The 12,643-nt window shown below is 56.7% G+C and carries 15 protein-coding genes; 4 read left to right on the top strand and 11 right to left on the bottom strand.

Features of this window, described 5'->3' with window-relative positions:
• Nucleotides 1-4 precede the first annotated feature (4 nt).
• The 4 genes from atpE to WCS52_09715 form a co-directional block, all read right to left on the bottom strand.
• Nucleotides 5-214 carry an ATP synthase F0 subunit C gene (atpE, locus tag WCS52_09730; protein MEI6167462.1) on the bottom strand — a complete coding sequence of 70 codons (210 nt, stop codon included), beginning with the start codon at nucleotides 212-214 and terminating at the stop codon, nucleotides 5-7.
• 72 nt (nucleotides 215-286) lie between these two features.
• The gene (gene atpB, locus WCS52_09725) at nucleotides 287-1,087 is read right to left on the bottom strand and encodes a F0F1 ATP synthase subunit A (GenBank protein MEI6167461.1); all 801 of its coding nucleotides are present in this window, start codon (nucleotides 1,085-1,087) and stop codon (nucleotides 287-289) included.
• 20 nt (nucleotides 1,088-1,107) lie between these two features.
• Nucleotides 1,108-1,500, bottom strand: coding sequence for a hypothetical protein (locus WCS52_09720; protein MEI6167460.1), 393 nt, complete (start codon nucleotides 1,498-1,500; stop codon nucleotides 1,108-1,110).
• A gap of 3 nt (nucleotides 1,501-1,503) precedes the next feature.
• Nucleotides 1,504-1,776, bottom strand: coding sequence for an AtpZ/AtpI family protein (locus WCS52_09715; GenBank protein ID MEI6167459.1), 273 nt, complete (start codon nucleotides 1,774-1,776; stop codon nucleotides 1,504-1,506).
• Nucleotides 1,777-1,867: 91 nt separating this feature from the next.
• Between WCS52_09715 and WCS52_09710 the strand changes: the two genes are divergently transcribed.
• Both WCS52_09710 and WCS52_09705 read left to right on the top strand, forming a co-directional pair.
• On the top strand, nucleotides 1,868-3,046 hold the full coding sequence (locus tag WCS52_09710) for a glycosyltransferase family 4 protein (protein MEI6167458.1): 1,179 nt from the start codon (nucleotides 1,868-1,870) through the stop codon (nucleotides 3,044-3,046).
• A complete protein-coding gene (locus WCS52_09705) occupies nucleotides 3,033-4,118 on the top strand; it encodes a hypothetical protein (GenBank protein ID MEI6167457.1) in 1,086 nt (361 codons plus the stop codon). The genes WCS52_09710 and WCS52_09705 overlap by 14 nt, the downstream gene beginning before the upstream one ends.
• Here the strand turns inward: WCS52_09705 and WCS52_09700 are convergent, their stop codons facing one another.
• Nucleotides 4,119-5,228 (bottom strand): Gfo/Idh/MocA family oxidoreductase, encoded by a 1,110-nt coding sequence (locus tag WCS52_09700; protein ID MEI6167456.1) that lies wholly within the window; start codon nucleotides 5,226-5,228, stop codon nucleotides 4,119-4,121. It abuts the gene before it with no gap.
• Nucleotides 5,229-5,410: 182 nt separating this feature from the next.
• Here WCS52_09700 and WCS52_09695 point away from each other — a divergent pair, with 182 nt between their 5' ends.
• Nucleotides 5,411-5,716: a putative quinol monooxygenase gene (locus tag WCS52_09695; GenBank protein ID MEI6167455.1), complete on the top strand. Its 306-nt coding sequence runs from the start codon at nucleotides 5,411-5,413 to the stop codon at nucleotides 5,714-5,716.
• On the opposite strand, the gene WCS52_09690 is transcribed toward WCS52_09695, so the two are convergent.
• Genes WCS52_09690 through trpS form a run of 6 tightly spaced genes read right to left on the bottom strand, consistent with a single transcriptional unit; the run spans nucleotide 5,717 to nucleotide 11,348 of the window.
• Nucleotides 5,717-6,565, bottom strand: coding sequence for a prephenate dehydrogenase/arogenate dehydrogenase family protein (locus WCS52_09690; protein MEI6167454.1), 849 nt, complete (start codon nucleotides 6,563-6,565; stop codon nucleotides 5,717-5,719).
• Between the two features lie 50 nt (nucleotides 6,566-6,615).
• Nucleotides 6,616-7,725 carry a histidinol-phosphate transaminase gene (hisC, locus tag WCS52_09685; GenBank protein MEI6167453.1) on the bottom strand — a complete coding sequence of 370 codons (1,110 nt, stop codon included), beginning with the start codon at nucleotides 7,723-7,725 and terminating at the stop codon, nucleotides 6,616-6,618.
• Between the two features lie 10 nt (nucleotides 7,726-7,735).
• Nucleotides 7,736-8,797, bottom strand: a complete 1,062-nt coding sequence (pheA, locus tag WCS52_09680; protein ID MEI6167452.1) for a prephenate dehydratase — start codon at nucleotides 8,795-8,797, stop codon at nucleotides 7,736-7,738.
• A complete protein-coding gene (gene scpB / locus WCS52_09675; protein ID MEI6167451.1) occupies nucleotides 8,794-9,594 on the bottom strand; it encodes an SMC-Scp complex subunit ScpB in 801 nt (266 codons plus the stop codon). Before scpB ends, pheA begins: the two co-directional genes overlap by 4 nt.
• 12 nt (nucleotides 9,595-9,606) lie before the next feature.
• Nucleotides 9,607-10,350 (bottom strand): segregation/condensation protein A, encoded by a 744-nt coding sequence (locus tag WCS52_09670; GenBank protein MEI6167450.1) that lies wholly within the window; start codon nucleotides 10,348-10,350, stop codon nucleotides 9,607-9,609.
• 17 nt (nucleotides 10,351-10,367) lie between these two features.
• On the bottom strand, nucleotides 10,368-11,348 hold the full coding sequence (trpS, locus tag WCS52_09665) for a tryptophan--tRNA ligase (GenBank protein MEI6167449.1): 981 nt from the start codon (nucleotides 11,346-11,348) through the stop codon (nucleotides 10,368-10,370).
• Between the two features lie 228 nt (nucleotides 11,349-11,576).
• On the opposite strand from trpS, the gene WCS52_09660 reads away from it, so the two are divergent.
• Nucleotides 11,577-12,635, top strand: a complete 1,059-nt coding sequence (locus tag WCS52_09660; GenBank protein ID MEI6167448.1) for a uroporphyrinogen decarboxylase family protein — start codon at nucleotides 11,577-11,579, stop codon at nucleotides 12,633-12,635.
• Nucleotides 12,636-12,643: the final 8 nt, after the last annotated feature.

Raw genomic sequence — 12,643 nt, 5'->3', positions numbered from 1 at the left:
CGGGTTACTTTCCCATCAAACAGATGACGGCACAAAACAGGGCCGTTCCCTCAACCAAGGCGGCAACAATCAACATTGTCACCTGGATTTTGGGCGCCATTTCAGGCTGCCTTGCCATGGCGCCGACCGCCGCGGCTCCCACCAGGCCAATGCCCAACCCCGCACCAATTGCAACCAAACCCGCACCAATTCCCGATACTGACCCTGTTAACATACCGTTTTCCTTTCTACAAACTCAGTCCACACACTCTGACAAACCACGCCCTCACTGCCCCGCCCCATTCCGTTAATGAGCCGGATGATACCGTTCCCCGATAAAAATCGCGGACAGTAACGTAAAAATATACGCCTGCAAAAATGACACAAACACATCAAGCACGTAGATCCCCAACGCCCCCACCAGCGCGGGAGAGGCCCACACCCCATACGTCACGATCAAGCCCAGCATGGAGTAAACAACCAGATGCCCGGAGAGCATATTGGCAAACAAACGAATCGCCAAGGCCATCGCGCGGATAAACATACTCACGAATTCAATGGGAACAATCATAATCAGCATTGGCGCAGGAATCCCCGGAGGGACAAACCCCTTGAAAAAGGCGACCACGCCATTGCGGTAGATGGCCCCGAAAATCATGAAGCCGAGGGTTACCAGGGCCAGTGCCGCCGTGACCCCGAGGTTCGAGGTCGCGGTATACATGCAGGGAATCAGCCCGACCAGGTTCATGATCAGGATGAAAAAAAACAGGGTACAAAACATCGGGGCCATTTTCCGACCGTCCTTCTCACCCAGAAACGGAATCACCATCTCATCGCGAATATACTTGGCCAGAGCTTCAACGGCATTCAATAGTCCGGTAGGGACCGTCTCCTTCCGGCGTCCCAGCATCCCCAGCACCACGATCAATGCAAGCGCCACGGAGACCATCATCACCGCATGCACCGTCAATCCCCCGGGAAGCGTGGTGTGAAAATGCGGCAACCAGGCCCAGGTGGAAGAGTTCATGACGTGATGCATCATGTAGGCTTGAACCGCATCCCCTTTTGCCTGCACCAGATTCACGGCATCAATTGTATTTGTTTGCATCACACGCACACTCTAGCTGTTCATCCGCTTTTTGTCCGGGATGTGAACAGTTGCATCACTTCCACCGGCATCATCACAAAGAAAGCAGAAAGGCCTGAAATCAGAAAACTTCCCCGTACGTCCTCAAAGAAGAGGGTGATGTAAGCAAAGATCACGATCAGGGTCAACATTCTGATTGCATTAAGTACCAACCCCCACCCGATAAAGGCTTTTTGGGGGACGCCTATGGCCCGCCACCGAATCAACCGGGTGACCAGACTGTTCACCACAATGGCCCCATACCCGGCACTGGCCGCCCACCAGCAGGGAGCAGGAATAAGCCACCCCACCAGTAAAAACGCCATCCCGCCGGACAGGATCAGCCCGGCGATCCAGAGATGGGCGCTCCCCTTCCTGTTCGAAATTCCGTTCAATTCCTATTTCCGTTCCTCTTTGGGCGCGGGGGTCGTTGCCCTGCGTGCCTGTTCATTAAGCATCCGGATCACAATCCACACCTCATAAGCACCATAGGCCAAGCCCAGCACGATCCCGCAGATCGTGAAAAACATCGCGCCGGCTCCCCGTTTCGAATCAAGGTAATAGCCTAGAAATGAGAAAAGTGCCATCCCGACCGCAAAATTCATCCCCAACATCAAGGCCCGGCCCAGTTCGTTGCGCTCGCCGGGACCGGTAAATAATTTTCGCATCATAAACGTTCCTCTTTCCTGCTCTCAATACAATCCGACTCTATCATATTCTTGGGATTGTGCTGCACAATGATATTTGATTACATCGGGGGCTATGAACATCCTTTTCCTTGCTCCCCACCCCTTCTATCAGGAACGCGGCACGCCCATTGCCGTCAACCTGTTGCTGCAGGCCCTCTCCCGGCAAGGCCACACCGTCGACGTCCTGACCTATCACGAGGGGTCGGACGTCACCCATCCCGGCATCACGCTTCATCGGATCCGCCGCCCCCTCTTTGCCCGGAATGTCCCGCCCGGGCCTTCGTTGAAGAAAATCCTCTGCGATCTGGTGATGCTTCCCACCGCCCTCAAGATGGCACGCACCAAGCGCTATGATCTCGTCCACGCCGTGGAAGAGTCGGTCTATATGGCCATGCTCATCCAACGGCGCTATGGTATTCCTTACCTGTACGACATGGATTCCTCGCTCGCGCGCCAGATCGCGGAAAAATTCGGATTCCTCAAATTCCTGCTTCCCCTGATGGCCCGGACCGAAGGCGCGGCCATCAAACGGGCGCTCGGGGTCGTGCCCGTATGCGACGCCCTCGCGGATATTGCCCGTGCAGAGGGCGCCCGCCACATCACTCTCCTGCGCGATATCTCGTTGTTGCAGCCGGCCTCCGAGGCGGATCGCACGACCGTTCAACAACTGATCCCCGATCATCACCGGCCCCGCTTGATGTATCTGGGAAACCTTGAGACCTACCAGGGGGCCGACCTCCTGCTGGAAAGTTTCGCCTGCTTTATTCAAGACGGAGGACAGGCCGACCTGATCATCGCCGGCGGCAAAACCGCGGACGTCACGCGATACCAGGAGAAAGCCGCCACGCTGGGAATACAGGCCTGCACGCAATTCCTCGGGCACCAGCCGGTCAGCCGCATGGCCGCCCTCTTTGAAGCCGCGGATATCCTGGTCTCCCCCCGCATCAAGGGCAACAACACCCCCATGAAAATTTATTCCTATCTTGCTTCCGGCAAAGCCATCCTCGCCACCGCCCTGCCCACCCATACCCAGGTGCTCACCCCGGACGTGGCGCTCCTTGCCCCGGCCACCGTGGAGGCCTTTGCCGCAGCCATGACAACATTGGCAAACAACACCGCCCTGCGAGAACAACTGGGACAATCGGCAAGCACCCTCGCCCGGCAATCATATTCCCAGACGTCATTCTTGAAAACGGCCCAAGGCTTGTACGACTGGGTCAACACCGAACTCACCGGCCATGCGAAAGTCTGATACCCGATACCGGCCAGCGCCTAAACCCTATGTGACTCGTGCCCAAATGAGGACGGGCTCGGCCTTGATCTGCCTGAACACGAGCTCAATCCGGAATAAAGCGCTCAAGGACTATCAAAAGGCCGAACGGGAACTTGAACGGCACAAAGCCCAGCTGAAGCGGTTCCATGAGGAAGATGTTCCCGGCTTCCGCTCCTGGGTCCACCAGCATTTCGGGAATCTGCTCACCCGCCAGCGTGAACTGGTCCAGGCGCTGGACGAGAACAGAAACACGGTCTTTGAAATCCAGGCGCTCGCCTCGCGCTACCACCTCTCGGACGGGGCCGCCTATAAAAAACTGCTTTGGCGCCGGGCCCATGCGGTAGAGGCTGAGGAGGAAGACCGGCTCTGGGAAGAGGCCATGGAACGCAAGCGAAAGAAACATCCAGAGCCCTCGCTTGACGACCGTTCAGACGATGACTTCGATAGCGAGGATGACTTCGACGACATTCCCGATGACGCCAAGGCGGGCTTCAATGAATTTTTCGAAGAAATGACGGGCATCCGCCTGCCCCACCGCCAGTCCGGCAATTCAGAGGAGGAAGGTAAGACGGCCAAGGAGTTATATCGCACCATTGTCCGGCGGCTTCATCCGGATCATCATGGGCAGATGTCCGAGGCCCGGAAGGTGCTCTGGCACGAGGCGCAGGCCGCGTACCGTCGCAAGGATGCCGGTGCCCTCTATAACATCCTGGCGCGCTGCGATGGCGGCGAATCCGGCTTGGGTGCTCACAGTGCGGTCAGCCTGATCCAGAATCTGACCCGTCAGCTGAAGCAATCCCTGCGCTCAACCAAATCGGAGATCAAACAGGTCAAACATGACCCGGCCTGGGACTTTAAAACCCGGATTGAGGATCCCCGGTTCGGCAACAAAATCCGGCGTGAGCTTGAAGATCAAAATGCCGATGCGGAATGGAATTTAAAATCGGTTGAGAACCTGCTGAAGCAACTGGAGCGTGAAGCGAACCGCCCAAACCGCCATGGCCGCCCGCGACGCTACGGGCGCGATCCGCGGGAAGACATGCTGTTTTAATTAGTCAATCTTGACTTCCTTGCCTGCGGCGGAAGAGCGGTAGATCCCGTCGAGGATTTTCTGGATGGCGAGGCCATCTTCACCCGGGGCTTCGAGGGCCGTCCCCTTGAGACAGCCATCCACGAAGTTCCGCAACTTACTGTTGAACATCGAGGGGAAGTCACCTGCCGGTAACCAGGAAGGGGTCATGTTGACCATCGTACCCGCCTGATCGGTGAAGACCGCGGCGGGGTCCCAGTTGCAACCGCCCTTGTCGCCGATCATGTTGAAATTCCAGACATCCTTCTCAATATGGCCGCAGAAACTCGCCTCAATATGAAGCACCGCCCCGTTTTCAAAGCGGATATGACCGATGGCCAGATCTTCGACGGTGTAGGTCTTCCAATCCCAGTTCGGCCAGGCGCTGACCACATTGCTCTTCTTGTTGCCCATGTAAGTCCAGACGTTACCCGTGGCGGCCACCGGACGCGGACGCCCCATGGCATAATGGGCCATTTCGATCACATGCACGCCGATGTCAATCATCGGTCCGCCCCCTTGCAATTCCTTCTGGCCAAACACACCCCAGTTAGGGATGCCGCGGCGCCGCAGCGCCTGACATTTCACAAACATGATATTGCCGAATTGCCCTTCTTCCCGGAAGCGCTTGATCATCTGGGTTACGGGGTGATAGCGATATTGGAAGCCGGTCACCAACAACTTGCCGGCCTTTTTGGCGGCCGCAATCATTTTGGCGCATTCCGCCGGACTCATGGCCATGGGCTTTTCGGTGATGACATGACATCCCGCGTTGGAGGCATCAATTGCCGCCTGGGCATGGACGCCATTCGGCGTGCAGACATCCACAGCGTCAGGCTTGATTTCCTTCAGCATGACCTTCCAGTCTGAATACAGTTTTTTGATGCCATACTTTTCCTGCATCAGCGCCAGGCGTTCAGGTTTGATATCCACGCCCGCCACGATTTCAACATCAGGCATACCGGCAAACGTTCTCAAGTGAAGTTCGGAAATGCCGCCACACCCCACGATGGCCACTCTCAATTTCTTCCCCTTGTACTCGATCTTCTTTTCGCCACCCAAAGACTCCGTTGACACTGCCGCATTCGCCATAAACCATCCTCCTTTAACTATTAAATAGACAGAAAACTGGCCATACTGGCCATTAACGGGTCATCATGTTAATTTTTTTCATAATCAGCAAGCCCATAGAATAAAATCATTTCCATTCGAGCCGTGCTTGACACCCTACGTCAAGTGGTGCAAAAGGACATCCATTCAAGGAGAACCAGATAATGATTAATGTGATTGCCTCGATCCGTGTTACCCCCGAAGGAAAAGCCAAATTCCTGGAGATTTTTAAAGACAACGTTCCCGCCGTAAGGGCCGAGGCGGGGTGTCTGGAATACCGCCCGACCGTAGATGCCGAGACCGGGCTGCCGCCGCAACGGTTGGATGCAACCGTGGTGACGATCATCGAAAAGTGGAGCAGCCTGGACGCACTACGCGCCCACCTGGATGCCCCCCACATGGCAACCTATCGCGAAAAGGTCAAAACGCTGGTAGTGGGCGTGGAACTCAAGGTCCTGCAAGACGCGTAATCACCCTGCCAATTTCCGGCGCAGGGTCTGGGCGTGCTCGAGGAAGGATTTAACCGCTGCGTAGTCCTGCTTTTCCATGGCCGCAATCAGGTCGCCCAGCTGAGTTTCATAGGCGTGTAATTCAGCAAGAATGGCGCCTCGGTTGGTTTTCACGATATCATGCCACATGTCCGGGGAACCGGAGGCCACCCGGGTGGTTGAGCGGAATCCCGGGCCACAAAATTTCGGTAAGTCGGCAGGCTGGTCACGACCCGCCGTTGCCACCAGCAGGGCGGCAATGAGATGCGGCAAATGGCTGCTGCGGGCGACCAGTTCATCATGGGCCTCAGGGGCCAACCGGACCACCCCGGACCCCACCCCTTTCCAGAGTTGCTCGATAGTGGCAATCGCCACCTCCGCAACATTCGCCAGCGGCGTCAACGCGGTCACGGCACCCTCATAGAGATCGGCATTGGCCACCTCAATGCCCGTTTTCTCAGAACCGGCCATCGGGTGACTCCCCACAAACACCAGGCCGGTTCCACGGAAAAGGCCGGACATCTCCCCCGCCAGACCGGCTTTGGTGCTGCCGACATCCGTTACCACGCAACCGGGCTCAAAGGCCGTCAAACACTCTTTGGCCAGCGCAGGAATACTGCACACCGGCGTGCAGAATACAGCCACATCGGCCCCCCGCAACGCCGCCTGCGGGGTTTCGAAAACCTCGTCCGCCGCGCCCATGGACAAGGCCAGGCGGCGGGTATCCTCACGGCGTGCCGAAGCGCTGACGTTCGCCAGACCCCGTCGCTTCAAAGCCAGCCCCAGCGAGCCTCCCATCAACCCCAATCCGATAATGGCTACCTTTTTCATATCCGTCTGCACCCTCACCCCAACCCTCTCCCCTGAAGGGAGAGGGAGTGTCATGCGTCTTTAAGAACTTTTTTAAGCGCGGAAATACAGCGCCGGTTTTCGGCACGGGTTCCGATGGTGATCCGGATATATTCGGGCAGGCCATAGGGATCCATGGGTCGTACAATCACTCCCTGCCGTTGCAGGGCATCAAAGATTTTCCGGCCCGGGCCGACCTTCACCATGATGAAGTTGGCCGAGGTGGGCACAAACTCCAATTTCATTTTCCGGAAGATCGCCTCAAAATACGCCACCCCGTCCCGGGTCATGGCGCGGGTCCGCGCAACAAACTCATCATCGTCCAGCGCCGCGATGGCCGCCACCTGCGCCATGGCCGTGGTATTGAACGGCTGGCGCACCCGCTGCAACAGCTTGATGCACTCCTCCGAAGCCACTCCATATCCAATACGCAAGCCGGCCAGTCCATAGGTTTTCGAGAAGGTCCGAAGAATGATCACCTTGCGACCGGCGCGCACATACTTGAGACAGTCGGGCTGACGCTCAGGAGGCAGCAACTCAATATAGGCCTCATCAAACGCCACCAGCACATGGTCAGGGACCTGCTCCATAAACCGGTCAAGGGCGGCCTGATCCACCATGGTGCCCGTCGGATTGTTCGGATTCGCCACAAACACCACGCGGGTATCCGGCGTAATGGCCGCCAACATGGCGTCCAGGTCGTGGGTGAACGCCTTCATGGGCACCTTGATGGTCCGGGCCAGGAACATATCCGCCACCAGCTTGTAAACCACAAAGGCCCGGTCCGCCATCACGATGGACGTCGAGGCATCCAGAAAGACATGCCCGATAAACTCGATCAATTCATTACTGCCTGATCCTGCAATAATCTGATCCGGGGAGACCCCCAGTTTCTTCCCCAGGGCCTGACGCAGATAAAAGGCACCCCCGTCGGGGTACAGATGCATCTGACGGGCCGCCTTCTTCATGGCGGCCACCGCTTTAGGCGAGACGCCCAGCGCATTTTCATTGGAGGCAAGCTTGATGATTTCACTCGCGTCCTGAAACCCCATTTCACGCGCCACTTCCTCAATCGGCCGGCCTGGTTCATACACTCCAAGTCCGGATACCCAGGGCCTCGCTAATTCATTAAATGTCATCATATGTTTCCTCTCACGCCTTGGGATATGATCCGAGCACCGTCAACAAGGCACAATGCTTACTCAGATCCTGCAACCCCTGCTTCACCTTTTTATCCTCGGCATGGCCCTCGATGTCCACAAAGAAGAAATATTCCCACCGCTTACTGCGGCTGGGGCGCGACTCAATCTTGGTGAGATTCAGGCCGAACTTCTTAAAGGACTCCAAGGCCCCGTACAGGGCGCCCGCCTTGTGCTGCACCGCGAATAGCAATGACGTTTTGTCATCCCCGGTCGGCTGATTCTGGCTGTGGCCAATCACCAGGAAGCGGGTGGTATTGCCGCTCAGGTCCTGGACATCGGACTCTAGAATGTTCAGCCCGTAGATTTCCGCAGCCAACGAACTGGACAGTGCCCCGGCGCACTCCTCCTTGGACGCCAGTTCGGCCCCACGCGCCGTGCTGGCCACAGGGATCAGGTCTACGCCCGCCATTTCGCGTTGCAACCATTGCCGGCACTGCCCCAGGACCTGGGGGTGGCTGTAGAGTTTTTTTATTTTCTCACGGGGCCCTTTGGCCAGCAGGTTCTGAGAAACCGGCAGATACAACTCCGCACAAATCTTAAGTGAGGTTTCCGTCATCCGGTCAAGGGTATAGGTCACCGCGCCCTCTGTTGAGTTCTCGACTGGCACCACCCCGTAGTCAGCCATCTGCTTTTCTACCGCATCGAACACATCACTGATGGTCTCGCAGGACAAATAGTCCACACTCCCGCCGAAGCGACTCCGGGCGGCCTGATGCGAAAACGTGGAGGGGGGGCCCATATAGGCCACCTTGAGATTCTTCTCCAGTGCCAGGGCGGCCGACATGATTTCCCGATAGATGGCCCGGATCGACTTCTCCGCAAGCGGGCCGCCGTTCAACTTCGACACGCGGGCCAAGACTTGTTTCTCACGGGCCGGGACATAGATGCTCTTTCCGTCCTTCTTCTTCAGCTTTCCGATTTCCAGCGCATACCGGGTCCGCTCATTCAGGAGTTTGACCAGCTTCTCGTCAACGTTGTCTATTTTTTTCCGGACCGTTTCCAAGCTCATCATTTCTCCTCTTCTGAGTCATCCTCATCTTCGTCTTCGTCGTCTTCGTCCTCGTCTTCTTCGTCATCCTCATCTTCACCGTCTTCGTCATCCGACGGATCGGACGGATCTTCGTCCGGCTCTAAGGCCGCCGCCGGAGAGGCGGCTTCTTCTGCAGGGACCTCAACCGCGGGAGCCACCGTGGCGGCCGCCTCCTTGGTGCTATCATCCTGTTTTTGGCGCAACGCATCCATCCGGCTCAATTCCGCAATTCCGGGCAGATCCTTGACCTCCTTGAGGCCAAAATGCTCAAGAAACAACGCCGTGGTACCATACAGCATGGGACGCCCGGGCAGCTCGCTTCGTCCGACAATCTTGATCAGCTGCATCTCCATGAGCATGCGGATCACATGATCCACCGCCACGCCACGAACCGCTTCCAACTCGGCGCGGGAGATGGGCTGGCGATAGGCGATGATGGCCAGGGTTTCCAGGGCCGGGCGGGATAACCGGGTCGGCTTGCCGACATTCAGCATATGGCGCACCCAGGGACCGCCGGTGGGATCACTCTGAAAGCGGAAGCCATCGGCATTCTCCACCAGATGCACGCCCGTCTTGCTGGTCTCACATTCCGTCTGCAACTGCCGCAGGCAGGCTTTGAGTTCGGCATCCTTAACCGAGCCATAGACGCCCGCTTCTTCGCGATTGATTTCAGCCGTTTCCTGCAACACTTTCCGGATCGCCCCGACCGACATGGGTTGGCGTGCCGCGAAAATGATTGCCCCGAGGACTTGTTTTAGTTCCACTTGTATTGCCTCCATACCTTGAACCCCTTAAACTTCTGCTTTCGTCACAATCACGATTTCCCCGAAGTCACCATCCTGCTGCGCCATCAACTGGCGCAACCGGATCAGTTCCAGCACGGCCAGGAATGTGCACACGATCTCATTCCGGCTGGCGGCTTTTTCAAACAGGGTCGAAAAGCTCACTTTCCCCTGTGTTTTCAACGTCACCAGCACAAATTCGATCTTATCCGTCACCGTAAACCGCTCGTCATGAATCTCGCCGAACTCCTCGACTTTGACCTTTTTCAGGGCATCATTGAAGGCCGTGATCAGATCAAACAGGCTGACATCGCCCAACCCGATCCCCGGCCCATCGTCCACCCCGGCCGCGGCATCGCTTCCGAGCGCAAAGACGTTTTCCTGAAGGTATTCCCGATGCTGGAGATGGGAGGCCGCCTCCTTGAACTTCTTGTACTCGACCAGCTGCTTGACCAGTTCCCACCGGGGATCCTCCTCTTCCTCCTCAATATCCGGGCGCACATCCACGGGAAGCAACATGCGGCTCTTGATCATCATGAGCGTGGCCGCCATGACAATAAATTCACCGGCAATATTGAGATCCAGCAGCTTCATGAGCGAGAGATACTCCATGTACTGCTTGGTCACCCGCTCAATCGGGATATTGTAGATATCGACTTCGTCCTTCTTGATCAAATACAAGAGAAGGTCAAGCGGCCCCTCGAATACCTCGAGCGACACCTTATAATCATCTTGGACAACCATTTGCGTCATATAAATCCTTTGTGACCTTACGCCAACCCGACGGCCCGGCGGGCGGCCGATAAGGTCTTGCCCGCTTCAACCCGGGCGCGCTCCGCGCCCTCTTTCAGCACCGCCTCCACATAGGCGGGATCCTTCTGGAGCTCTTCCCGTCGTTTGCGGAAGGGCTCGAAATACGACCACACCTTTTCGAACAATGCTTTTTTCGCGGTGCCATAGCCAAACCCGCTGACCCGATACCGCGCATCCATCTCCGCCCGCTCCGCATCCGAGGCAAACAACTTGTACAACGCAAAGATATGGCAGGTTGCGGGATCCTTGGGCTGATCCAGGGGCGTGCTATCCGTCACAATCCGCATGATGCGTGCCTTGGTGTCCTTCTCGCTCCCGAACAGCTCGATCGTGTTGTTATAGGACTTCGACATCTTCTGGCCATCCAGACCGGGCACCACCGCCACGTCATCCCGGATGACCGGCTCAGGGATGGTGAACGTGTCGCCAAACTGAAGATTGAACTTCACGGCAATATCACGCGCCACTTCCACGTGCTGCTTCTGATCACGCCCCACGGGGACCGTGGTGGCCTGCACCTCCAGGATATCGGCCGCCATCAATACCGGATAGGAGAAGAGCGCATGCGAGGCCGCGATCCCCTTCGACGTCTTATCCTTATACGAATGACAGCGCTCCAACAGGCCCATCGGGGTCACGATCGACAACAACCAGGCCAGCTCAACGACCTCCGGCACATCGCTCTGCCGGAAGAATACGGTCCGGCTGGTATCCAGCCCGCAGGCCAGGAAATCAAGCGCCACATCCCGGATATTCTGCCGCAATACCTGGGGATCGGATACCGACGTCAAGGCGTGATAATCGGCAATAAATAGAAAGGCATCCCCCTGCTGCTGCAGGGCCAATGCCGGCTTCATCATCCCGAAGTAATTGCCCAGATGCAACTTGCCCGAAGGCTGAATCCCCGAGAGAATCCTTAATTTTTTCTTTGTTTCCATAAACAGGGGCTTCCTTTATCGATCAAACCGTCAGACCATAGCGAAAGCGCCCGCTTTCATAAAGCGTTTTCCGAAGGCGGATTTCCGTGTCGGCAGATTCCCTGGATGGATTAGGGGTGACCACAACCAGCATCGCTCGATTATCCAACAAACACGCTCATTTATACAATAAAGCGACTCCCGCCTGCGCCATCCTATTTACAGAGTTCCATTACATAAGGAGACACGATGAATCGCGAGAATTTTATAAATTTGGCTAAAAATGATGTGCGGGTCCCCATCGGCATCGATATGATCTTGCATCAGTATCCTGATGTGGAGGCCATTCTCGATAACGGGGAACGGATGGGGCAAGTCCTGCTGGAGGCCGCTGAATTCTACAAAAGCCCGATCGTCATGCCCCACATGGATCTGATGTTGGAAAAGGACCATCTCCTTTCCTTGATTGGCATTCCCGCCGCCGATCGCCCGGCCTATCATTTCCATGACACTCCCACCGACGCCCTGGTGGCGGAATTCAAATCCAAGATCAAAGGCCCGCTCGGTCGCCGGATGGAAGCCCGCAATGACGCCATCCGCTATGTGGCCGCCCATTCGACCCTCCTGCCCATGGGGATTTCGATCGGGCCCTTCTCCCTGATGACCAAGTTGCTGGCGGATCCCATCACCCCGATTTTCCTGTATGGGTCAGGCATCACCGGCGAGATGGATCCTGAAGTCAAGGCCGTCGAAGTCTGTCTCGAGTTGTCCCTGGCGGTCGTGTTGCGCGCCATTGAATCACAACTGGATGCCGGGGCTAAAACGATCATTGTGGCTGAACCGGCCGCCAACACCGTTTATCTCTCGCCCAACCAGATGGCTGAGGGGGCCGATATCTATGACCGGTTTGTACTGACCCCGAACCGGGTCATCCGCAAGTTGATTGCCGACCGCGGGGCGTCCCTGATTTTCCATGATTGCGGCTCACTCACCCCGGCCATGATCAGCCAACTCAATACCCTGCATCCGGAGGTGTTCAGCTTTGGCAGCCCGGTCATGTTATGGGAGGCGGCGGACTTGGTATCGAAGGACACGGTTCTCTATGGGAACCTGCCCTCCAAGCGGTTTATGTCCGACACCCTGATCACCGTGGAACAGGTAAAGGAAATGTCCCGCGACCTGGCGGCCCGCATGAGGGCTAAAAACCACCCCTTCATGCTGGGCACGGAATGCGATGTGCTTTGTGTTCATGAATGCAAAGACGTCATTGCCCGCAAGGTGCATGCGTTCATGTCCTGCACGGTATAAGACAAAGG

Source organism: bacterium, from assembly GCA_037128595.1.
Classification (GTDB): domain Bacteria; phylum Verrucomicrobiota; class Kiritimatiellia; order CAIKKV01; family CAITUY01; genus JAABPW01.
This window is presented reverse-complemented; position numbering and strand designations above follow the sequence as displayed.